The organism is Halobacillus sp. ABA4_118 (assembly GCF_056160205.1).
This window is the reverse complement of the sequence record NZ_JBSWWS010000001.1, coordinates 2,180,638-2,202,538: the sequence shown is the minus strand read 5'-3', so window position 1 is coordinate 2,202,538 and position 21,901 is coordinate 2,180,638. Positions and strand designations below refer to the sequence as shown.

Here is a 21,901-nt window from a genome sequence, read left to right as displayed (position 1 = left end):
TCTGCGTCCTTTATACAGCTGGAGGTCCGAACTTACCCTTTCGGAAATCTTCAAAAGCCTGCTCGATCTCCTCCATGGAATTCATCACGAAAGGACCATGCGGGACAATTTCCTCGCGGATCGGTTTTCCAGAATAAACAAGCACTTTAGTGCGCCGTTTTTTGGAACGGATCGTCAGAGTACTATCCTCTTCTCCATTTTCACGGAAAGTAAGCAGGCCGGCTTCGTGTTTTCTCATCACCTGTTTTCCGGGCCCGGTTTCGGCTTCTCCTGCCAGCACGTAAACAAAAGCATTATGGTTTTCAGGCAGGGACATCGTATAGGAAGCCCCTTCTCCCATCGTCCATTCCGTCAACGTAATAGGAACGATGGAATCGAGAGGACCGGTCACTCCTGCGATATTTCCAGAGAACACTTTTACACTGCCTCCGCCAAAAGAAATGACAGGGGCATCCTCCTGATAGACGTTCTGATACAACGTGCCGGATTGCTTTTGATCCTTTGGAAGGTTCAGCCACAACTGAAGCGTATGGGCAATATCATCTTCCACCCCGTCTTCTGCGTGACGGGCCGACCACCCGGCATTCATATACTGAACGTCACCAGGTTCAAGAATTTCACGGCCTCCTGCGTTATCTATATGCTCGAGCCTGCCATCCACAACATAAGTCACCGTTTGAAAGCCTCTATGGGGATGATCGGGAAAGGTGCCCTTTTTGAACCAGTCTTCCGCCATCAGGATGAATGGATCAAAATCACGCCATCGTTCGACAGGAAGCACCCAGCCTTTCTGTACAGCCGGAAACCCCATCTCCGTGTATTCGACTCTCCACTTCTCCTTGAGTTCTCTTTGGAATGTCATCCAACCATCCTTTCTTCCATTTAGTTGCTACGCATACTATATTGGCAAAAAAAGGGACCCTTACCCTTTTATATTGTTCAGGATTTTTGTCAGCACTTGGTCCAGATGTACCAAATCCTGCTCACTCAGTCCCTCTGTCACATCCGCGTTGAACGCTTCAGAAACAGGGACGACTTCTTCTTTCAATTTCCGCCCATCCTCGGTCAGATATACCTCCAGGGAACGACGGTCGCTCGGGCAGAATTTCCGTTCAATAAAGCCCTTCCCTTCAAGATTCCCTACCATTCTGGCAATATTCGTCTTATCTTTTCCAAGTTTTTCAGACAGCTGGTTTTGAGTCAGTCCGTCTTTTTCCCACAAGAGCATCATGACTAGATTTTGTTCAGGTGCAAGGTTGTAGGGCTGAAGGCGTGATTTGATTTCACTTGTCAGCTTCAAGTCTGTCTGGTGGAGCTTGATGCTGATGTAGTCCTCGACACGTAAGTTCATGGCATCTCTTCTTTCTCTGTCTAAGCTGCAGTTCCTCCGTTCAGTATAAGGTCTGATACCTCTCGAAGTCAAAAGACCTGAACCATCATAAATGAAACGTTATTGAGTCCTCGTTCGTACACAAGTATAATGAAAGAGGATGATATGGGAAAATGTCCCTGGGTCCGCCTGCTTAAACGGCTTTGAAACACCCACGGCTTTTTCAACCGAATTTTACTACAGCTGTCAGGAGGTGAACCAATGAAGAGATGGATCAGCTACAGTTTTTTCCTTGTTTTGATCATCATGGGAGGTTGTTCCTCCGTGCAGGGAGCGGTTGACAACACGTATCCCCTGGAGGACATCGTCTATGACGACAGGGAAAACAAATCTGAAATATACCGGGCTTCCAATCAAACGGTAACTACGGTCGCCAATCAGATCATGGATACAAACGAACCGATGTACGAAGCCTCGAAAAACGACCGTCACCTTATGATTTATGATGATCTGCTTGTGCAGGTTTTTGAAGACCCGAAAGACGCCAATGATTCTCTCGTCGAAATGTCTGGAGAAGAATTTGTACGAAACAACTACTCCACTGCCTTCTTTTCTGATTACGGCATTGCCCGAGAGGCTGAAGAGGAATTTGATATGGATTTTGAATCCAGGGGTGGAGGATTCCTATATACCGGGTACATCCTCGGCGGCGGTTATGTGAAGAACAGTGGAAAGCTTCCGACCTTGAAATATTCCTCGGATTCACCGGGTGGTATTCGTGGTGGAGGACCAGGAACAGGAAAATAATGAAAGACAGGAGTGTTTGATTTATGTTTGCCTTTGAATTTTCAGAGATCCTTGATGCCACAGAACTGATGCTCACCCTTGTGTACTGGGTGCTCATGCTCCTTATTGCCGGGATCTGCATGGCCGTTTTTGAAAAATTCACCCCCTACGATGACCGTCAGGAGCTGCTGAACGGAAATGTAGCTGTCGGTACACAGTTTGCTGGTAAATTGATCGGCCTCGGCATCATCACACAAGCGTCCATTGCCCACAACTTGAGCATCTGGGGCGCAGCTATCTGGATTTTGATCGGATTTGTATTAATGATTGCCGGTTATTACCTCTTTGAACTGGTCACCCCTTTCAAAGCAGAAGACGAAATCCGTAAAAACAACGTAGCGGTTGCAATCGTTGCGGCTGCCGTGAGCATTTTCATCGGCTTTGCCGTGGCAGGCAGCATTACGTAAACCTGCGGGAGGTACTTTATGAACGCCCAGAGATACTTATATTTATCATCAGGAATTGTCTCCATCTGCGGAATCGTCTTTCAAGTTCTCTACGGGGCGGCTGGAAGCTACTTGTTCGGGGACAGTGTCCTTTACTACTGCATTACCATCGGCCTTTTTTTAATGGCGATGGGGATTGGGGCGGCTGTTAGTGAACGTTTGAAAAACCGGCTTGTGACCCGGTTCGTGCAGGCCGAGTTTTTGATTGCCATCATCGGCGGTTTTTCTGTTTTTGGTCTGTTCTTTTTCTCTTCCTTCTTCGATCAGGGAACCGCCCAGGTTTATTTGTATATCGTGATTTCCCTGACGGGTTTCCTGACCGGATTAGAACTGCCGATTTTAATCAGGCGGGTGCAGGACATACGGGCGGATATCAGCAAAAGCACGGCCCGTGTTTTATTTTTTGACTATGCAGGAAGCTTGATCGGATCCATCGGGTTCGCTCTTCTCCTGAGGCCCGCACTGGGACTGATCAAAACGGCCTTCTTAGTCGCCGCGATCAACGCGGTTATTGCCTTGTTCCTTACGTTCTATTTTCGTAAAGAAATACACCGTCCGGCTCTTCATAAGCTGAGTGGTGTACTTATTCTGCTTCTGCTCGGTTGGGGCTTTCTTTTTGGTGAAAAATATGCCGCAGCCTTTGAGCAGAGGGTGTATGCCGATCCGGTGATTTATGCTGAAGATACCCAATATCAACGGATCATCCTGACCAAGGAGCCGAACGATGTACGTCTTTATTTGAATGGACAGCTGCAGTTCTCAGAAAGTGATGAGTACCGCTACCATGAAGCCCTTGTCCATATTCCCATGGCCCTTGCCGAACAGAAAAGGAACGTCCTTATTCTTGGAGGCGGCGATGGTCTCGCTGTTCGGGAAGTGTTGAAACATGAACAGGTGGAAGACATCACACTTGTAGACCTCGATCCGGAAATGACGGATCTGGCCAACACCCATCATGAGCTGCTCCGCCTAAACGAAGGTGCCCTCAAGGATGACCGTGTTAAGGTCGTTCACGCTGATGCTTTTCAGTATCTGCAGGAAAATGAAAAGTTCTATGATGTCATCATCGGAGACCTTCCCGACCCGAACAATGAGGGATTGAATAAATTGTATACCACTCAATTTTATTCGCTCGTCCGTAACCATCTTGCCCCCGGCGGTAAAATCAGCATGCAGTCCACGAGCCCTGTTTTTGCCCCTAAAGTATTCTGGACGATCCACGAAACGATGAAGGAAACTGGATTGTATACGGACAGCTACCATCTGGATGTACCAAGTTTCGGAAACTGGGGGTTCACGCTGGCCTCACGGGAAGAAATCAATCTCGACAACCTGGAGGTCTCAGACAACCTGTCCTTCTTAAATGAGGAGACCGCACGCGCGTTGTTCGCGTTCGGCAATGATACGGATGCTTTGATTGAGGAAGAGAACGGAGCGACCTTTGATATCCCCGTCAATACGTTGAACCGCCCCGTCCTCATTCAGTTGTATCAAAAAGCATGGCAGGATTATTAAATTCCAAAAAAGAAGCACACAGTTGTGTGCTTCAGCTTGTAGAGAAACCTCTGTTTCTTTACAAGCTTTTTTCTTTCTTACCGCGAGGAACGAAAGACCCTTCCCTTTCCGCGAACGAGCGACCGAGCTTCTTCGCAAAACCCACGCTCGGCGATCTCGGACCACTCGTTCTTCCGCAGGAGTGGAAGGGGCATCGCTCCTTGGGGGTTCTTTAACATCGACAAAAACTCTCCTTCACCCCGCTCACCCTTGCTGGATGGAGGAAAATCTTTTTCATATTCCGGCAGGCAGCCGTCATCAGCGTCTGTTCTTTCCCTTTTTGTTTTCCACGCAAGCGGGAATAGCGCAGTCCATGCCTTTCTTTTGAATCTGCGAACCTGCTTCGTGCACAATCTCTCCTCTATATTCTAACGTCGGCACGAGAAGCGTTCGGTGGTGATGCCTGCGGGAACAGCACGGGCCGAAGATCCACTTGGGCAGGCGATCTTCCTGACCAAGTTAGCTGAGGACGTGCCCGCGGCATTCATCCACCGATAAGCGGAAAGTGTCCCTTCCCACGACAAATGGACAACGCTAACTGGTTAACACAGGCTTTATCTACAGCCAAAGCACACCGTTGTGTGCTTCTTTTTTAATACATACAGTAATAAACGCGGAGGCGTTCCACCAGATGATGACGAATCCGTATTTCAGAATCAATTGGAGCTTGACGGGAGTGGGATGAGATAGGAGGTAATCTCCTTCAGCTGTGCCTTTTTCCCTGCACTTGTAAACAGATAAACATCGCAGAATCCATACTGCCGGCCGCTTTGCATGAGGATCGTTCCGTTCGCGGATCCGGTGCTTCCGTGCGTAATGATCTGATCAAAATGAAGCCCGCTGACCTTGTATTCCGTCATGGACTTCAGTTCCTCAGCAAACGCCGCTTTCCCTTGGATAACATTAGTTTCTCCAATGATCCTCCATATCACATCATCAGTCACCTGATCCAGAATATAAGCGGCATCTCCTGTTGCGAAAGCCTCGTTAAACGCCTTCAGCCATTGCTTTTTCGGCGCATTTCCACAGTCTTCCACACCCGTGACATCAACCGTATGTGTCATAGTCATCCTCCTTTTATAATCGTCACACCCACGACGACAGCCCGTATTTTTCTTCTCCTGTGCCAATCACCGATAATTTTCTACTATAATAGTAGCATAGAAATCCTAATTCCATCCGAAAAAAACGGACGGTGGATTCACCGTCCGCTTGTTCCATTTTCAATGAAAGCCCGAAGCTTCGGAAATAACCGCAGCGCATTACGGTAAAAGACATCTTCCATATGACGGGAGGGGATCAAATCCCCAATGCATGCCGCATAATCCCCGATCGGCACAAGCGGCCAATCAGACCCAAACAAAAGCTTTTCATAGTGTTCACAATAAGTGAGCGCATGACGGATGTGATCAAAATGCCTGCCCCGTCTTTTTTCTTCCACTTCCCCTCCGGCTCCGACGATCCACCCGGAAAGATCTGCGTACATATTCGGATTTTTATAGACCACTTCTGCTCCCGTCAACACCCATGGATCCCCAAGATGAGCCATCATAAACTGGACATCTCTTCTCATGACTGCCGCTTCATCAAGGGTAAGCGGATGGGAATATTTCAACAATCCACGCTCGGAATACGTATCGCCGGTATGCAGGACAACAGGAACTCGGTAAGCTGCAGCCAGATCATACACCGGTTGATAAACCGCATCACAGGCATAAAAGGGGTAGTAGCCTAAATAGATTTTCACCCCCACCGATTCAGGTTTCTGCAGTTCTTTTTCAAGGGCATCAAGCCCTGATCCATCGAGTTTCCAAGGATTAACTCCGGGGCAGACCGCCACTTGACCCGGGGGTTCTTCTAAATCCAGGAGCATCGGTGTCGATGCATGACGGGCAGGGAATTCCTCGCGCTCCGTTTCTGTCACTCCCATTCCGATACAGGCTTCAATGCGGTTGTCTTTCATCTCCTTTTCCAATCCACCTGCACAATAATGAACGTGTGAGAGCTTTTCAGCTGTTTCTTTAAAGCTTCCAATATTGGAAAAATGAATATGCGCATCAATGATTTTCACGAGGGAGAATCCTTTTCTGGAAACGCCAGTCCATAAAACAAGTGATGGGCCTGAGTATTTTCTTCACCCCCGCCGTACAGAAAAGCAGGAGAAGTCTGGAAACCCCTTCCATCTGCGGCACTCCAGTTCTGTACAGACTCCAGGTACATCACATCCTGATTCACGTAGCTGCCCGCTTCTTTACTCGCTTGTGGATGAAGAAACGTCATCTTCTTCTCGTGTTCATCAGAACCGATCCACACAGCTGATGTATTTTCCAATTCATATTCTTCTACACCGGCGTAATACGTATGGAAAACCCCGCTTCCCGGGAATTTCAAATAACAGCCGTCCAGTTCCTTTCCGGGCTTGAGGAAAGTCTCAAGATTCACCCTCTCTTCATAAAACGTGCGATGCACAGGTGGGACAATCTCAGCGAAGACCACCAGGACAGGCACACCTGGAAGGGTAAGGACATACTGACGGAGGGTCAGTCCTCTCATCCTTTCATGTTCCTGCAGGGTTGTAGATAATAACAGGCCGCTCCACGTATGGCCGAGTGAATCCGTCCGGTCTGTCCGTGATATGCGGGTATCTTCTTTCATCATGGAATAAGCACTCACTTCCGGGAGCGCAAAACGCAGCCCACCGCCCCATGGATTCCACCAGCTTTTCGGTCCCGCCTCCGGGTATTGATGGTGAAGCATTTCCTGACCCTCATACACCAACGAGTATATGCCGGGAAAATAGGAGGCGGAAGCATGGAAGGATAATCCATCATTTTCCACGGTCCACACACCGCTGCGGCTGGTGACTTCTACTGGCTTTTCCCCTGTTACAAGCTGGCAGGTGTGGAGAGCAGCTGCTTGTCCTTTGGAGCGGAAGCGGCCATGGATCGAATGAATCCCTGGGGACGAATGCTCCATCATGATTTCCATTTTCGTACGCTTTTGTTCAACTGTGGTTTCCTCCCGATACGTTTCTCCGTCTTGACGAATCGTTAATGAGCCGTGAAGATACGGAGTCAGCAGGGAGCGGAAGGTGTAGGGGACTCGTTCTCCTGCGCGGGATATAAAACGCTGCCCGGCTGCTTCCAGCGCGAACAGCGGGTATTCCTTCAAGTGTTTCCCGTCTTCACCTCTGACAAGGGAACGCCAGTCTTTCCAGCCGGCTGTAGCATTGAAGCCGACTTTTATCGGGCCCAGGCTGCGTTTTTCCTGTTCCTCCAGTTCACCTGATTCATACACGATGGCAAAACGCCAGTCGTCTCCTCTTCCTCTGGCTTCCTCCGGCCAAGCGAGGGCTTTCGTGTCTCCACAGGAATTTTTTGAAAACAGCCATGGTTCCGATATCTCTTCATCTCGCAGGTATTCGGTAAAAGGAATCGATGCTTCCCTATTCACAATGACTCCGTCTCTATACGGAATGACCAGCTGCTTGTACATCGGGTAAACCGGAATCTGCAGGTGAACGCTTTCCTTCGCCGGTCCCTGGTTGATGATTTCGTGATGGACCTCCACCACACCATCGCCAAAAATTTTGATATACGTGTTGAGCAGAAGGCCTGTAAACGCTTCGGATTCAAGTGTCGTTTTCAAAACAAAAGCTTCCGGGAGTTCGATGAATTCCACCGTGGACGCTTCTTTTTTTGAAAATTCCTGACTGAAGGGTCTTCCCAGGTGAGGAGTCATCAGCTTCACAGGATCTTCGTCGGACCGAATCGATCCGACTTCGATAAACTGGTTCCGTTTCTCCATTTCTGCATAGTACGGGCCGTTAAAACCAAACCACTTCGTTTCTGTTTCTCCTCCGAATTTAGCTCCATGGCCCGGAAAAGCGTAGGAAAGGCTGGCGGTGAATTCAAAGGAAGACCTGCCCTCTTCTTCGACGGCAACTGAAATCTCTTCCTTCAAAAATCCGTTTTTCCGAAGGGTGATCGGAACAGGGACGGAAACACGGGCACCGCCGTCTATATCCACCTGTATGCTGGGTGGGTGCCACTCCAGCACGTCTTGATCCGGAAGACGAACCGTCCATACTGAAGGCTTCTCCAGGTGACTTTCCATATCCAGATACAACGAACCCTCCTGTCCCGGTCTCCAGCTGGGCTGGACAGTTCGTACCGTGACGTCTCCTGCTTTGATTGGATACACGCCCATTTTCAATGGAACGGACCAGCCGTTTATGTGGACGGTTGTTTCAACTACAGGGTGGGTTTTCCAAGGACTCGGCTTCTGTTCCGGAACCGTCACCTCGACATCCCCGTTCACCGTTACTTCCTTCTCCACCGTAGTGATCATCGGGAGGCGATGGTCCACGAGTTCTGATGACACCCCTTCCAAATGGAACGTGGCTGGGGCTGCCTGTTTGTTGACGACATGAATGTAGGTAGCGTAGGTTTCATTTTCCCGTAGTTTAAAGTCAGGAAGATCCATCTGTATGGAGAAATCATCTGTTTCAATCAAATGAATGCCTCGGCCTGTCCGTTCAAACTGGACCCTGACAAAACGGCCGTCCGGTGCCTGCCATTTATATTCATAAACGGTATGCTTTCCAGCCTGCTGTCCATCCGGCTTTACTTCAATCGGGCGCTGGCTGGTGCTGTACCAGTCATGATCCTGAAAGAATGGACGGAGGACCTCCATTTGCAGCACCTGTGGAATGAAGTTCATCAAGTGAGTCGTATCATCCCGCTCCTCCCAGAAAAATCCGCATTTTTTATAGAGAGGGACCGCCTTAGTGTTGCCCGGCCATGTAAACAAGTCCAGCCGCGGCCATCCATAGGCAACCGTTTGATCGATCGCCTTCCTCAAGAGCTTGCGCCCGATCTTTCTTCCATGATAATCCGGATGAACGTTCAACAGCGGGATATATAAAGCTTCCTGATCTTCCCTGTACTCCGACAGGCCACAGTAACCGACGACTTTACCGCCGTCGAGCGCGAGGAACAGATTCAGGTTCGTAGAGGCGTTTTCCTTTTCCTTTACATCCTCCGCCGTTGTGACGACCAGGTCTCCTCCCCATTCTCCACGGCTTTCGTTCCACATCTCAGCTGTACTTTCCGCCAACCCATCATGATATTCAACAATGGTTAGATCACCTAAAGTCTTCAATACCGACTCCTCCAGTTCATGATTGATTCAAGACAATAGAGACGATTTACCTTCCTTGTCAAAGGGAGTGAGAGTGTTCCTCATACGCATCAGCCTTTCAGTTATGTAAGAAATCACGATCTCTTTTAGTGTATGGTTTTCCACGCACGGAGTAAAGAATATTCAGAAAGGTTAACAAAAAGAAAAGCCTCTTCCCAATGGAAAGAGGCAGCGCTAAGCTTAAGGCAGTTCGTGTCTTTTTACAAACTCAGCCTGCACGATAAAACGTTCAGGAGCTGAGCCGATGAAGTCAAAAGGATAGCACGTCGTCAAAGTTAATGTGGGAGAGTCTTTTTTCACGATGACAGACGTATCTTGTTCATCCGTCACCCAGATCCGGTTAATCTGGTACTCGTATTCATAGCCTCCTTCTGTAAGGTAAAGGAAGTCCCCAGGAACAAGACCGTCGAGGCCGCGGAAGACCGTTTCTCTGTGGCCAGCAAGCGCAGTATGTCCCTTTTCAGACGGAAGAGTCGTATACGACGTATCATACAGGCCGACGCCTTCTTTCAATGTGCTGTCCCCTGTCCCGAAAAACACAGGATAACGCCTTCCGAGTTTAGGAATCGTAAGCTCTCCGATTTCCCCGCCTTCTTGATAGCTTCCGACGGTTTCTGCAGCGACGAAATCTTCGGATGGAGATGGTCCGCTCTCCGGAGAATATGAAACATCCTGCATCTCTGCATCATAAACAGCGACACGACTTTCCGACCACCATTGGAAGCCATTCCAAAATACCAGCACCAATCCCAGCAGCAATAAGGCAACGCTCAGCTTTTGAATCATCGGACCTCTCCTTTATCCCGCAGTTTGTTACACTTTCAGCTGTTTCCTTCTAAAGAAAAGAATGACACCTGCGGCCCCGGCGACAGCTGCGCCGGCCAGCAGCCCCAACGGATAGGAGGTGGCTGTATCAGCCAGAGGTGCACCTTCTTCTTCCTCTTCCGCACCATTCAGCAGTTCAAAAATGATTTTAGCATTGTCCGTATTGTCAATAAATCCAGAGAAGCGATCCGAGGCCGGACCATAGGCATATACCGGAACATCCACACCTGTATGTCCGTCGGTTGTCCATCCTGTACCGGACCGCTTGTTGAAGATGTCCTCAATCGCATTATCCACATCTACCATTTTTTCCTCATCGTCTCCATTATTTACAGCATCCTGAACGGACATGATCTCTTCTTCTGTTAATTCGAAATCGATAGACTCCGTCAAGGTTTCCTCTACGTCAGCCCCCTCTTCCACAATCTGTCCGGCCATATAATCAGGCGTATGGGAAGCGGCATGGATGACATCGGGATCCCATTTATAAGGACCACCTTCTCCAAGGGAAAAACCTCCTGTAGAATGGTCCGCAGTTGTAACAACCAGTGTTTCTTCATCCTCTTCAGCAAAAGCCATCACTTTCTCGAAAGCTCCTTCGAAATCTTCCATTTCACTCATGGCAGCTACGACATCATTGTCATGTCCGGCCCAGTCAATCTGGCTTCCTTCCACCATAAGGAAGAAGCCTTCTTCATTGTTTTTCAACTTATCAAGAGCAGTTTCTGTCATATCAGCGAGAGAAGGCTGCTCTTCCGGACGGTCGATAGCCTTATCCAATCCGACAGGAGCAAAAAGGCCAAGCACTTGCTCTGCTTCAGAATCCGCCATCTCCTCGGCCGTCGTCACATAATCATAGCCGTCTTCCTGAAATTCCTTAGTCAGGTCACGGTCATCACGAATAAAATAATCCGTTCCACCACCGAGAAGGACATCAACCTTATGAGCTCCGTCAATCTGATCGTCGAAGTAATCATCAGCAATGTCATTATAATTCTGGCGGGACTCATCGTGTGTTCCGTAAGCAGCAGGTGTGGCATGATTGATTTGGGAGGTAGCAACAAGACCTGTGGACATCCCCTTTTCCTTGGCCGCCTCCAGCACTGTCTTCGTATCATCCTTCTCCAGATCTTTGGCAATGGCTCCGTTGTACGTTTTCACCCCGGAAGACATGGAGGTAGCCGTCGCTGCGGAATCCGGAATATTCTCCTTTTCATCCTCTTCGCCGCCATCGTGATAAGGATCATGGGAATAGACCGACTGCATCCCAACAAGATAGGGATCAAAAGCCGTCGGCTCCATGTCCTTGGTGTCCGGATCATCTTTAAAGTAACGGTACCCGGTCGTATAGGCAGGCCCCATCCCGTCACCAACCATGAATATGACGTTCTTCACTTCTTCGTTGTGATCTTCAGCACTTATGTATGATGGGGAATCAGCCGTTCCAAAAAACAGGCAGGACAAGGCGGTCACAGACAATACTTTCTTTGCAAGCTGTTTGTTCAAAATAATTTCCCTCCGTTCATGTGATTACATGGTTCATACTAGTAGCCTTATGTTAATGACAGAATAAGTAATGGTAAGAATGAGTTAATTCCACGTAATAATTATGTAAATCCTTATATAGTGTACCCGGAATCCATCCCCCTACTTCCGCATAAAAAAAGTACGTTCCCATAAGGGGAAACGTACCTTTTAATGGTCTTCATGACTGGAATCTGCTGGTTTCACCGTTAAAGCGGTTGCAATGATAAAAAGACATGTATTGATCCAGAGCATCACACCGTTCCAGTTGTTTTCAAAAAGGGTGACATTCACAAGGGCCATCCCCTGCATCATGAAAATAATCAGCAGTAAAAAATACGAGAGCTTCATGTTATCCCCCCTGTTTATTTCAATTATTACAAAAGGGGAATCGAACCTCAAGCTTTCTCGCGACAAACCTTTATTCTTCAGCCTCCGCAGCCAACGCATCCGCTTTTGTCTTATGGACCGTGCCGAATGGATGCTCTGGAGGAGCGTAGATGGAATACAGCTTCATAGGAACGTCCCCGGTATTTGTTACGTTATGCCACATTCCTGCTGGAATCATAATTGCATAGTCATCCGAAACTTCCCGTTCAAATGTAAGCTGGTCTTTTTCAGGTCCGATTTGTACTTTCCCACGTCCCTGCTCCAGACGGAGAAACTGATCAACATCCGGATGAATCTCAAGGCCGATATCATCTCCGACACCGATGCTCATTAAAGTGACCTGAAGATCGTCTCCCGTCCAGATGGCTGTGCGGAACGTATCGTTTTGAACGGTCGCTTTTTCGATATCCAGCACATAAGGCTGGCCGCCGAAGTCCACAGTCGTTCCTGTTTCTTCCTGACGGGTCAACAATCTGTACCACCGGCCTGCTTCGTCGGCATTACTTTGACAGGCACGCTGAAGACACGGTTCACATGGGGTGCCCTGCAGTGCCCTGAACGCCTGCTGATCATAATTATAGTGATTGAGCTTCATTTCATATGCTTTCTGCAGTCCATCCTGATACGTAGTGAAAGCTGGCGGTACGGCCTTGAGAGAAGGCTGCCTTCCTGTCATCTGTCTATAAAGGACGGTCTGCTCATTCAAGACAGCTGATTCTTTTTCAAAAGCCTGCCTGATGACGGATTGGTCAGCAGCAGGAGCATACGAAAAAAGGCGCTGATAAAAATGGGCGGCGGCCGCTTTGGAAGCGATGCTGTTCTGCAGAATATCTCCAGCCGTCTCCTGCCTGTTCATAGGTGGGTATGGATACACATGGATCTTCCCTTCCTTACAATCTCGCCTTATCTTATGCAGAGAGGGGCAGGAACGTACATCCATTAAAAAACCGGTCTCAAAGAAGAGACCGGTTTTCTTTATGTGCCGCAATACGTGCGGTACGGCTGATCCGACGGCTCTGGAGGCTGGGCGTACTCCTCCTGCGCATCGGAATAGGCGTAAGGGTTTTTCAGTTGTTCCATCAGCTGATGCATCACCGAATAGTCATCCTCTTGAATGACTGCTTCCAACGCCTCTTCTACTCTATGGTTCCTGGGAATGATGGCAGGATTGGCCTTCTTCATTGTTTCAAAAGCGAGGTGCAGCGGCTGCTCCTGTCGTTCGAGACGTTTTTTCCATTGATCATACCAGCTTGAAAAAGCGACGGAATGATACATCGGCAGCTCTTCCGGTCGATCAAGCGTCAACGCTCTGAAGGTGTTCGTATAGTCCGATTCCTGCTTTTTCATGATATCCAGAAGATCATCCATCAAGGCTCGATCCTGGCTTTCCTCACTTAAGAATCCGAGCTTATCCCTCATCCCGTTGACCCAGTGTGTTTGGAAATAGGAGCCATAGCGGCTGAGGATTTCCTGAGCCGTTTCGACAGCGGCTTCTTCTTCGTCATCAAGAATCGGTATCAAGGCTTCAGCCAGACGGGCAAGGTTCCACTGAGCGATAGGCGGCTGGTTTTGATAGGCATACCGTCCCTGAGTATCGATGGAACTGAATACTGTTTCCGGGTGATACACGTCCATAAAGGCACAAGGTCCGTAATCAAATGTCTCCCCGCTGATCGCCATGTTATCGGTATTCATCACCCCGTGGATGAAGCCTGTCAGCTGCCATTGGGCAATCAGCGCCGCCTGTTTTTCCACGACCTTCTCATAAAAAGCGGCATACCTGTTTTCTTCTCCTGCCACTTCAGGATAGTGGCGCTGGATGGCGTAATCGGCCAACAGTCGAAGGGCGTCCACATCACCAAGGCCGGCGGCATATTGGAACGTGCCCACGCGTAGGTGGCTGCTGGAGACGCGGGTTAAAACCGCTCCTGGAATTTCAATTTCCCTTTGGATATGTTCTCCGGTTGTCGTAACAGCCAGAGTCCGATTCGTCGGAATACCGAGTCCATACATGGATTCACTGATCATGTATTCCCGCAGCATCGGGGCGAGTCCTGCACGACCATCGCCACGTCTTGAAAACGGGGTGCGTCCGGCTCCCTTCAATTGGATATCAAATCGTCTTCCCTTATTCGTGACCTGTTCACCAAGAAGGACGGCCCGGCCGTCCCCAAGCATCGTAAATTGACCGAATTGGTGACCGGCATAGGCCTGGGCAATCGGGTCAGCTCCGTCTGGAAGCTCATTTCCACTCCATAGTTCCGGGTGTTGTTTGGAATCATCCGGGAGGCCGAGTTCTGCGGCCAGATCATCGTTAAAAACGACGCAGGCCGGATTTTTGACTGGTGTCGGTTCCACTTTGGCATAAAAATGTTCCGGAAGCAGTTGATAGCTGTGCTTTAAGTTCCATCCTGTCTGTGTCATGGAATCTCCTTCATTCATAGTAGTGTTATCGTTAACCCTAACATAATTTTCCCCTCGATGCTTAAGATCCTGCATGTGGACGGTCACACTCCTCTGGTGCTGTGGCAGGGGAACGGACCTATCCTTTGACTTGGCCAAATGAGGATTGATCAGAGCATGCTGCACATCCATTTTACAGCATCAAAAAAAAAGACTGCCGAGAATCTTCTCGACAGTCCGCGTCTCTTCTGAAGAAGCCGGGTTCCTGTTTATTGCCCGATCCGCTGAAGAAACTGCTTGGTCCTGGGTTCCTTGGTAGAATGGAACACCTCATCCGGGGTCCCCTCTTCCACAATGGTTCCTTGATCCATGAAAATAACGCGGTCCGCTACTTCTTCGGCGAACTTCATTTCGTGGGTGACGACGACCATCGTCATCCCTTCTTCCGCCAGTTCTTTCATGACGTCAAGAACGTCCGCCACAAGTTCAGGGTCAAGAGCAGATGTCGGCTCATCAAACAAGATGACCTCTACACCTGTCGCCAGAGCGCGGGCGATGCCGACACGCTGCTGCTGCCCCCCGGAAAGCTGGTGGGGATACACATCCAGTTTGTCCCCCAATCCCACCTTGTTCAAAATATCAGCCGCTTTTTTCTTCGCTTCTGTTTTAGGCGTCTTCTGAACCGTTACAGGGCCTTCCATCACATTCTGGACAGCGGTTAAATGAGGGAAAAGATTATGGTTTTGGAACACCATTCCGGTCTGCTTCCTGAATTCCACCAGCTGCTTTTTCTTCTGGGGACGGCTGAAATCAAGGGAGCGTTCCCCAATGGTGATTTCACCCGATTCCGGGGTCTCCAATATGTTCAATGAACGAAGCAGCGTCGTCTTCCCTGACCCTGAAGGTCCGATAACAACGACCACTTCCCCGCGGTTCACGTTCATATCAATGTCTTTCAGCACATGAAGGTCACCGAAATATTTATTCAGTTGATTTACTTTTATCATTGTATCAGCCTCCTACTTTGCGACATATCTTTCCATTCGATTTTCAACCCGGTCCTGAACAAACGACAGAGCCACACAGATCATCCAGTAGATGAGGGCTGCTTCGGAATAAACGAGTAGAAATTCGTAATTTTGAGCAGCAATTTCCTGAGATTTCCGGAACATTTCCGTGTACGTAATGGTTGAAGCGAGCGACGTATCCTTGATCAGACTGATAAACGAGTTGGAAAGCGGTGGGATGGACACCCTTGTCGCCTGAGGCAGAATGACACGCTTCAACGCCTGTGCGGTTGTCATCCCGATAGACTCGGAGGCTTCCCACTGTCCTTTCGGGATGGATAGAATAGCTGCTCTAATAATTTCAGAGTTATACGCCCCCATGTTCAGGGAGAAACCGATAATCGCTGAATAAAAAGGACTGATGGTCACGCCAAGAGATGGTAGACCGAAAAAGATTATGAATAACTGCACGAGAAGCGGGGTGCCGCGAATGATGGAAACATAAGCGCGGGCCACGCCCCGGAAAAACTTCACGTTCGACAAACGCATCAATGCTGTGATGACAGCGAGCACGATCCCAATAGCGAATGTGATCAGCGTCAAAGGAATTGTATAATATAAAGCCCCTTTCACCAAAGGGAGAAAAGAGCTTGTAAAAATGTCCAGGTATTTTTCCTGCATGTCAGGGTTGGTGAATAGATTACTTAGATACATCTTCACCAAACCACTTCTCGGAAATTTCGAGGTATGTGCCGTCTTCCTTCATTTCTTTTAAGGCTTCATTGACAGCTTCCACAAGTTCCTCATTTCCTTTTCTGAACAACAGACCGCTTTCAGAAGCTTCATCCGCACGAGCGGCAATTTTCACCGGAGCCTCCGGGCGCTGCTGCATATAGTCCAGAACAGACAGACGGTCATTGACTGTTGCTTCAATGCGGTTGCTCGCAATCATCTGCATGGATTCGTTAAAGCCTTCCACCCCTGTAATTTCTGCGTTGTTGGCTTCTGCGATATCACGGTAGTTACTCGTCAGAGACTGAGCTGTATTGACGCCTTCCAAATCTTCAAAGGATTGAATGGAGTCATTGGCTTCGTTGGTCACCACGACCGCTGATGTCTGGATGTAAGGATTGGAGAAATCATACTTCTCCTGACGATCTTCCCTGATTCCGACTTGGTTGGCTACCATATCAAAACGTCCCGCATTCAGGCCAGCAAACATGGAATCCCATTTCGTCTCATTGAATACCGCTTCTACTCCGAGACGGTCTGCGACTTCCCTGGCGATTTCTACATCAAAACCGGTCAATTCATCATTATCATCATGGAACGTATACGGACGATAGGTTCCTTCTGTTCCAATGACGAGTTCCCCATTATCCTGGATTTCTTTCAAAAGGTTTTCCTCTCCGTTCCCTTCTGTTTCAGAGGATTCTCCCCCTTCCGATGTATTTTGGCTTTCCTCCCCACTTGTTCCGCAGGCAGCCAGAACAAGGGCAAGAAAACCGATCGATAATAACCATGTTAATTTTTTCATTTTATTTTCCCTCCGTAATACCAAGTAAATTTATAAGTTTTAATGACTTAGGTATCATAATTCAGATGATATGTCGATGTCAATCGATTGAACTCTTTCTTTTATCCTTTTCCAAATGCCGTAAATTAACCAGCATACAGTCTTGTTCCTAAAGCATAAACAGAGCGGGATCCTCATGGGACCCCGCTCTGTTTATGCTTTCAATAGTTTTTTTGAAATCGGTGCAACACCTGCGCTCTGAAGGATAAGCGAGATGATCACAACAGCGAAGGCAAGCGCTGTAAAGGCACCTCCTCCGCCCACTTCGGCTTCAAATGATAAAATGAGAAAAATAGACATCGTTCCCTTTAAACCAGCCCATGTCAAAAGCGCAGACTCGCGCCAGCTGATTTTCCTCCGCCAGTTGGGGAACAGCTGCGTAGAACCGGCAATGACGATGAACCGAACGACTATGGACAGAAGAAAAACGACAGCGGCCAGTCCCCAAAGCGTCGAAACGAGATACCCTGCGGCTTCAATCCCAATCAACAGGAACAATAAAGAAAGGGCCGACGTTTCTACAACTCCCCAGAAACCGTCAAGGGTTTCTTTAAAGTGCTCTTCCTTAATCGTTCTTCCGTATTCAAAAGACAGCATCAGACCAGCGGATACGACTGCAAGCACACCGGAAACTTCGAGATATTCAGCCAGGTTAAAAATCCCGTAGGCCAGGACGATGCTAAGCATAACCTGGTATTCACGGTTGTGCGTGTAATGGACCCCTTTACTGATCAACCAGCCAAAGGCCACTCCGAGAGCGATCCCCCCGAAGGAAACGAGTACGAACTCACCAAAAAAGGACAGCAGGGAGACATCGGACTTCCCTGTATACATCCCCATCAGAACAGAAAAAATGACAATGCTGGTTCCGTCATTTAAAAGGGACTCTCCTTCCACAACATCCGCCATCTTGTCATCACTCGTCGAGTTCTTCAAGATCGACACGACAGAAACCGGGTCTGTCGGAGTCAGAACAGCCGCCATCAACATCGCCCCTGTCAGGGACAGGGAAAGGAATGGACCGGTCACCGCATAAATCGCAGCCCCCAGAATACCCACAGTTCCTATGATGCCGATGGAAGCCAGAAAGATAATCAACGGGCTGTTTCTTTTGAATCCCTCCGGAGGGAAGCGGTACGCAGATACAAATAACAGAGCGGGAAGAAATACATGATAAATCAGATGCTCTGTTACCTCAATGGTTGAAAAGTAGGGAAGAAACGACAAACCGACCCCAATAAACACCAGGATCATGGGAACAGGAAGGTTTTCCTGCTTTTTGTCCAGGGTGAAGATAAGATAACCGATCAATAACAGCAGAATCGTTTGATTGATGGACATAGGATCCCCCCTTTTTTTCATCTCTCCATTTTCCGATGTTCCTAAACATGAAAAACCCGGCTATATGCCGGGTCTTCCCATTATTTATGACTTCTGTTTTTTTGCCAGCTGTGCTTTGACCTGGTTGTACGAAAAGCCGGACAACGCATTCAAGCGCTTCACTTCATCCACGTTCGTCCTTGAACGCCGACCTGCTGTTTTTCCCATAAGCTCCACCTCCTTACATGAGGGTGACGCTTATCCTTCCACGCGTGCGGAAGCATAACCGAGCGCAATACCTAAAAGGGCTCCTCCCAGGACTTCAACAGGCTGATGTCCAAGCAGTTCTTTCAATTCTTTTTCACGCTCTACAAATTCAAGGCTGGGAAAATCACCGGATATTTGAGCGACGTTATCTTCAAGGTCGTTGACCAGCTGGGCGATTTCTCCCGTATGTCTGCGGATGCCCTGTGCATCATACATCACGATGACACCAAAAATAACAGCCAGGGCGGTTTCTGTATGACGAGACCCTTTATTCGCTGCAATATAGGAGGCAAGCGCGGCTACACCTGCAGAATGGGAGCTTGGCATTCCGCCGGTGGTCGCCACCTGTTTCACGTCCCACACCCCATGCACTCGTTTATGGGTGACAATTTTCAATGCCTGTGCGATTCCGATCGCTGACAGTGCTGTAACTATTCCTCGGTTCATTTTGTTCATGGTTTACACCCTCCCATTCAGACTACCATGTACCTTCCCGTTTAAAAGTCTCTTTATTCAATCAGGAAGATGATTAATGTTTTTCTGTCTGGGGAGGCTCTTCCATCCAACCGTGTTTAATCATCAATTTTGCCCCTTTATGGGCATATTCAAAAATATCCTTCATAAATAAGGAAAGTTTCGCCGGCAGGTCATTCCGGAGACTGAAAGCTGTTCCCAGCGAATTCCCTCCTAATGAGAAGCTGCAGAACAGACTGACACAATACAGCATCATTTTATCTGAAAATGGAGAGAGATGAGACTGGGTGACATTGCCGCCCGAGGTCATCGGAGCAGGCGTGTCATTTTCAAACATGATTGTGGTCAGCTGCTTTACAATCCCTTTAGCCAGATTTCCGCCTTCATGGAAATATTTTCTCGTTTCAGGTTCTTTGGCCACCTGTGAAAAACCGTAAATCATCTGCATACCGATGATATTGGACTCAATTGCGTGATGGATATGGGTCATTTCCACTGTATTCAACGCTCGTCTCCCTTGGATCGGCTTGAACAATTTCAGGTAGTCCTTATCGTGTACATGCTCCACCGGCTTTTGGATGGAGACATAAGGAGCATGTGGAAGAAGTCCTTTTTTAAGCAGATACTGGGTGCACTTTTCATAATATTTTTGTGTAAGGTAGGTTAGTTCACGATACATTTCAATAATATCCTTCTGATAAGACATCGTCAGGTTCAGCGTATGCATCCCCATACTGATTTCTTTCACAAGCCGGACGAACATGATATCAAAACCATTATCGTAGAGTTTTGGAACCTCTTTTGTCACATCGTCCTTCGTAAATCCAACCGGCACTTCAAGGCCATGCTTTTCAAATATTCTTTCTATCTTCTCCGCATAGGGTTCAATGTCCTTCTGCAGATAGACCATAATCTTTTCCGCTTCCCGGTCATCCGCTTTTTCTATAAAATAGTCCAGCATCCTGAGAATCATGGTCTTTTGCTGGTAGGTCATCCATAACGTCCCGATTTCGGCAGAAGAAAGTTGAGAATTGTCCGCCATACTGACTCCTCCAATTTGGATTGCACTAAAAACTTCTGTATCCACGTGCTTTTGTTTTAGTCTGAGCTAAATCCCGTTTTTCATCCTGCAACCTGCTGAAAAGACGAAACCCACCTCTATCCACTGTTGTCAGAAGAAAAGCATCAATATTTTTCACTGATCCAAAATCCCCATACCAGAGGAATATGAAATCGGTATCATGAAAAATCAGGAAGGAGTTGTTGTTTTTAACAAAGGATTTCGTGGTAGAACCCATTTAGCAGATTAAAAAAAGGTGGTCATGTTATGAATCGTTCAATAAGCAAAGGGTGGATTTTCTTTTTCGGTGCCCTTGGCGGATTATTATATGGGTATGATACCGGTGTCATTTCCGGAGCCCTCTTATTCATCAGTGATGATATCCCACTGACAGACTTCCTGGAAGGGCTTGTCGTCAGTTCTCTCCTCGTCGGGGCTATTGTTGGTGCAGGTTTGAGCGGCTACGTTTCCGACCGGTTCGGACGAAGAAAAGTGGTGTTTACGATCGCTTTGATCTACATAGCCGGGTCTTTTGTCCTTGCATTTGCACCGAACGTTCCCATGCTCGTCACAGGTCGGGTCATCCTGGGACTGGCAGTCGGCGGGTCAACGGCCATTGTACCGGTTTATCTATCGGAAATGGCGCCGACGGATTCTCGTGGTGCGCTGGGGTCATTGAACCAGTTAATGATTACCATCGGGATTGTCCTTGCCTATCTTGTGAACTATGCCTTCGCACCTGTTGAAGGCTGGCGCTGGATGCTCGGTCTTGCTGCGGTTCCTGCCGTCGTTCTTGCTGTAGGCGTCATGTTTATGCCGGAAAGTCCGAAATGGCTCCTTAAACAAAATCGGGAGAAAGAAGCGCGCAAAGTGATGGGATTGACAAGAGACGAGAAAGAAATTGAGAAAGAAATGGAACAGATGAAGAAAATCGAAGCGGAAAAAGAAGGCACCTGGGATGTCCTGAAAGCTAAATGGGTCCGTCCCATGCTTCTTGTCGGAAGCGGAATTGCTATATTCCAGCAGCTGATCGGGATAAATGCGGTCATCTATTATGCTCCTACCATCTTTACAGAAGCAGGACTGGCCGATTCTGCTTCCATTCTTGGAACCGTTGGGATTGGAGTACTGAACGTACTGATGACACTCGTGGCTATTGCAACGATCGATAAACTCGGAAGGAAAAAGCTGCTGCTGATCGGGAACGCCGGGATGGTCACAAGTCTTGCCGTTCTGGCTGCCATCTTATTTACAGCCGAACTTACCACAGCTGTTGCCTGGCTGACAGTCGTTTTTCTTGGCTTGTTCATCATCTTCTTCTCCGCTACATGGGGACCTGTCGTCTGGGTCATGCTGCCGGAGTTGTTTCCGACTAAAGCGAGAGGGGCTGCCACAGGCTTTACGACACTGCTGCTGTCCGCCGCCAACCTGGTCGTCTCCCTCTTCTTCCCGATTCTACTCGGCGCTATCGGAACCGCGTGGGTATTCGTTCTATTCGCAGTCATCGGTATACTCGCGTTCCTATTCGTTTATACGTATGTACCGGAAACGAAAGGACGAAGCCTTGAAGAAATCGAAAATGATCTACGGGGAAGCACCAGCTGAATCTTCTAAAACTCCCTGCCTTGAGGCAGGGAGTTTTAATATTACGAATATTTCTTCTTTTTTAGAACTTCT

21 protein-coding genes and 1 pseudogene are annotated in these 21,901 nt (G+C 48.3%); 4 read left to right on the top strand and 18 right to left on the bottom strand.

The genetic code is table 11. The annotated features are described in order from the left end of the window. Nucleotides 1-10 precede the first annotated feature (10 nt). A complete protein-coding gene (locus ACXAGL_RS10895) occupies nt 11-862 on the bottom strand; it encodes a pirin family protein (RefSeq protein WP_474991177.1) in 852 nt (283 codons plus the stop codon). A gap of 60 nt (nt 863-922) precedes the next feature. After that, the gene (locus ACXAGL_RS10890) at nt 923-1,351 is read right to left on the bottom strand and encodes a MarR family winged helix-turn-helix transcriptional regulator (protein ID WP_474967468.1); all 429 of its coding nucleotides are present in this window, start codon (nt 1,349-1,351) and stop codon (nt 923-925) included. 240 nt (nt 1,352-1,591) lie between these two features. Between ACXAGL_RS10890 and ACXAGL_RS10885 the strand changes: the two genes are divergently transcribed. The 3 genes from ACXAGL_RS10885 to ACXAGL_RS10875 are packed head-to-tail and all read left to right on the top strand — an operon-like array spanning nt 1,592 to nt 4,137. Beyond that, the gene (locus tag ACXAGL_RS10885; RefSeq protein WP_474991176.1) at nt 1,592-2,137 is read left to right on the top strand and encodes a DUF4247 domain-containing protein; all 546 of its coding nucleotides are present in this window, start codon (nt 1,592-1,594) and stop codon (nt 2,135-2,137) included. A 23-nt stretch (nt 2,138-2,160) separates the two neighbouring features. After that, nucleotides 2,161-2,583 carry a DUF350 domain-containing protein gene (locus tag ACXAGL_RS10880; protein WP_474967466.1) on the top strand — a complete coding sequence of 141 codons (423 nt, stop codon included), beginning with the start codon at nt 2,161-2,163 and terminating at the stop codon, nt 2,581-2,583. 18 nt (nt 2,584-2,601) lie between these two features. Beyond that, the gene (locus ACXAGL_RS10875) at nt 2,602-4,137 is read left to right on the top strand and encodes a polyamine aminopropyltransferase (protein WP_474991174.1); all 1,536 of its coding nucleotides are present in this window, start codon (nt 2,602-2,604) and stop codon (nt 4,135-4,137) included. 211 nt (nt 4,138-4,348) lie between these two features. On the opposite strand, the pseudogene ACXAGL_RS10870 reads toward ACXAGL_RS10875, so the two are convergent. From ACXAGL_RS10870 to ACXAGL_RS10795, 16 genes and pseudogenes are all read right to left on the bottom strand, one after another. Continuing rightward, nucleotides 4,349-4,516: pseudogene (locus ACXAGL_RS10870) on the bottom strand (transposase); the annotation flags it as partial. Nucleotides 4,517-4,832: 316 nt separating this feature from the next. After that, a complete protein-coding gene (locus ACXAGL_RS10865) occupies nt 4,833-5,240 on the bottom strand; it encodes a nuclear transport factor 2 family protein (protein ID WP_474991172.1) in 408 nt (135 codons plus the stop codon). 137 nt (nt 5,241-5,377) lie between these two features. Beyond that, nucleotides 5,378-6,247 carry an amidohydrolase family protein gene (locus tag ACXAGL_RS10860; protein WP_474991170.1) on the bottom strand — a complete coding sequence of 290 codons (870 nt, stop codon included), beginning with the start codon at nt 6,245-6,247 and terminating at the stop codon, nt 5,378-5,380. Next, nucleotides 6,244-9,339 (bottom strand): N-acetyltransferase family protein, encoded by a 3,096-nt coding sequence (locus tag ACXAGL_RS10855; RefSeq protein ID WP_474991168.1) that lies wholly within the window; start codon nt 9,337-9,339, stop codon nt 6,244-6,246. The genes ACXAGL_RS10860 and ACXAGL_RS10855 overlap by 4 nt, the downstream gene beginning before the upstream one ends. A 219-nt stretch (nt 9,340-9,558) precedes the next feature. Further along, complete coding sequence (locus ACXAGL_RS10850) at nt 9,559-10,164, bottom strand: sortase (RefSeq protein WP_474967462.1); 606 nt, start codon at nt 10,162-10,164, stop codon at nt 9,559-9,561. 27 nt (nt 10,165-10,191) lie between these two features. Further along, nucleotides 10,192-11,712, bottom strand: a complete 1,521-nt coding sequence (locus ACXAGL_RS10845; protein ID WP_474970346.1) for an alkaline phosphatase — start codon at nt 11,710-11,712, stop codon at nt 10,192-10,194. Between the two features lie 186 nt (nt 11,713-11,898). Next, on the bottom strand, nt 11,899-12,078 hold the full coding sequence (locus ACXAGL_RS10840; protein ID WP_474967461.1) for a hypothetical protein: 180 nt from the start codon (nt 12,076-12,078) through the stop codon (nt 11,899-11,901). A gap of 70 nt (nt 12,079-12,148) precedes the next feature. Beyond that, complete coding sequence (locus tag ACXAGL_RS10835) at nt 12,149-12,991, bottom strand: cupin domain-containing protein (protein WP_474991166.1); 843 nt, start codon at nt 12,989-12,991, stop codon at nt 12,149-12,151. A 101-nt stretch (nt 12,992-13,092) separates the two neighbouring features. Then, on the bottom strand, nt 13,093-14,541 hold the full coding sequence (locus ACXAGL_RS10830) for a protein adenylyltransferase SelO (protein ID WP_474991164.1): 1,449 nt from the start codon (nt 14,539-14,541) through the stop codon (nt 13,093-13,095). A gap of 248 nt (nt 14,542-14,789) precedes the next feature. Next, a complete protein-coding gene (locus tag ACXAGL_RS10825) occupies nt 14,790-15,527 on the bottom strand; it encodes an amino acid ABC transporter ATP-binding protein (protein WP_474991162.1) in 738 nt (245 codons plus the stop codon). 12 nt (nt 15,528-15,539) lie between these two features. Further along, the gene (locus tag ACXAGL_RS10820; protein WP_027955788.1) at nt 15,540-16,241 is read right to left on the bottom strand and encodes an amino acid ABC transporter permease; all 702 of its coding nucleotides are present in this window, start codon (nt 16,239-16,241) and stop codon (nt 15,540-15,542) included. Continuing rightward, entirely contained in the window at nt 16,228-17,064 is an 837-nt protein-coding gene (locus tag ACXAGL_RS10815; protein WP_474967458.1) for an amino acid ABC transporter substrate-binding protein, read from the bottom strand. The genes ACXAGL_RS10820 and ACXAGL_RS10815 overlap by 14 nt, the downstream gene beginning before the upstream one ends. 192 nt (nt 17,065-17,256) lie before the next feature. Next, entirely contained in the window at nt 17,257-18,444 is a 1,188-nt protein-coding gene (locus tag ACXAGL_RS10810) for a cation:proton antiporter (RefSeq protein ID WP_474991160.1), read from the bottom strand. Nucleotides 18,445-18,528: 84 nt separating this feature from the next. Beyond that, nucleotides 18,529-18,651, bottom strand: coding sequence for a hypothetical protein (locus ACXAGL_RS10805; RefSeq protein ID WP_474967456.1), 123 nt, complete (start codon nt 18,649-18,651; stop codon nt 18,529-18,531). Nucleotides 18,652-18,681: 30 nt separating this feature from the next. Next, nucleotides 18,682-19,146 carry a divergent PAP2 family protein gene (locus tag ACXAGL_RS10800; RefSeq protein WP_027955785.1) on the bottom strand — a complete coding sequence of 155 codons (465 nt, stop codon included), beginning with the start codon at nt 19,144-19,146 and terminating at the stop codon, nt 18,682-18,684. 73 nt (nt 19,147-19,219) lie between these two features. Next, nucleotides 19,220-20,206, bottom strand: coding sequence for a DUF3231 family protein (locus ACXAGL_RS10795; protein WP_474991158.1), 987 nt, complete (start codon nt 20,204-20,206; stop codon nt 19,220-19,222). A gap of 285 nt (nt 20,207-20,491) precedes the next feature. Between ACXAGL_RS10795 and ACXAGL_RS10790 the strand changes: the two genes are divergently transcribed. Next, the gene (locus ACXAGL_RS10790) at nt 20,492-21,829 is read left to right on the top strand and encodes a sugar porter family MFS transporter (RefSeq protein WP_474967454.1); all 1,338 of its coding nucleotides are present in this window, start codon (nt 20,492-20,494) and stop codon (nt 21,827-21,829) included. The last annotated feature ends 72 nt before the right edge of the window (nt 21,830-21,901 follow it).

Excerpts from the sequence above, each read along its gene's own strand:
- ACXAGL_RS10865 (WP_474991172.1), bottom strand. The coding sequence starts at position 5,240 with ATGACACATACGGTTGATGTCACGGGTGTGGAAGACTGTGGAAATGCG.
- ACXAGL_RS10800 (WP_027955785.1), bottom strand. The coding sequence starts at position 19,146 with ATGAACAAAATGAACCGAGGAATAGTTACAGCACTGTCAGCGATCGGA.
- ACXAGL_RS10830 (WP_474991164.1), bottom strand. The coding sequence starts at position 14,541 with ATGACACAGACAGGATGGAACTTAAAGCACAGCTATCAACTGCTTCCG.
- ACXAGL_RS10840 (WP_474967461.1), bottom strand. The coding sequence starts at position 12,078 with ATGAAGCTCTCGTATTTTTTACTGCTGATTATTTTCATGATGCAGGGG.
- ACXAGL_RS10875 (WP_474991174.1), top strand. The coding sequence starts at position 2,602 with ATGAACGCCCAGAGATACTTATATTTATCATCAGGAATTGTCTCCATC.
- ACXAGL_RS10795 (WP_474991158.1), bottom strand. The coding sequence starts at position 20,206 with ATGGCGGACAATTCTCAACTTTCTTCTGCCGAAATCGGGACGTTATGG.
- ACXAGL_RS10890 (WP_474967468.1), bottom strand. The coding sequence starts at position 1,351 with ATGAACTTACGTGTCGAGGACTACATCAGCATCAAGCTCCACCAGACA.
- ACXAGL_RS10850 (WP_474967462.1), bottom strand. The coding sequence starts at position 10,164 with ATGATTCAAAAGCTGAGCGTTGCCTTATTGCTGCTGGGATTGGTGCTG.
- ACXAGL_RS10880 (WP_474967466.1), top strand. The coding sequence starts at position 2,161 with ATGTTTGCCTTTGAATTTTCAGAGATCCTTGATGCCACAGAACTGATG.
- ACXAGL_RS10810 (WP_474991160.1), bottom strand. The coding sequence starts at position 18,444 with ATGTCCATCAATCAAACGATTCTGCTGTTATTGATCGGTTATCTTATC.
- ACXAGL_RS10790 (WP_474967454.1), top strand. The coding sequence starts at position 20,492 with ATGAATCGTTCAATAAGCAAAGGGTGGATTTTCTTTTTCGGTGCCCTT.
- ACXAGL_RS10885 (WP_474991176.1), top strand. The coding sequence starts at position 1,592 with ATGAAGAGATGGATCAGCTACAGTTTTTTCCTTGTTTTGATCATCATG.
- ACXAGL_RS10820 (WP_027955788.1), bottom strand. The coding sequence starts at position 16,241 with ATGTATCTAAGTAATCTATTCACCAACCCTGACATGCAGGAAAAATAC.
- ACXAGL_RS10825 (WP_474991162.1), bottom strand. The coding sequence starts at position 15,527 with ATGATAAAAGTAAATCAACTGAATAAATATTTCGGTGACCTTCATGTG.
- ACXAGL_RS10805 (WP_474967456.1), bottom strand. The coding sequence starts at position 18,651 with ATGGGAAAAACAGCAGGTCGGCGTTCAAGGACGAACGTGGATGAAGTG.
- ACXAGL_RS10815 (WP_474967458.1), bottom strand. The coding sequence starts at position 17,064 with ATGAAAAAATTAACATGGTTATTATCGATCGGTTTTCTTGCCCTTGTT.
- ACXAGL_RS10895 (WP_474991177.1), bottom strand. The coding sequence starts at position 862 with ATGACATTCCAAAGAGAACTCAAGGAGAAGTGGAGAGTCGAATACACG.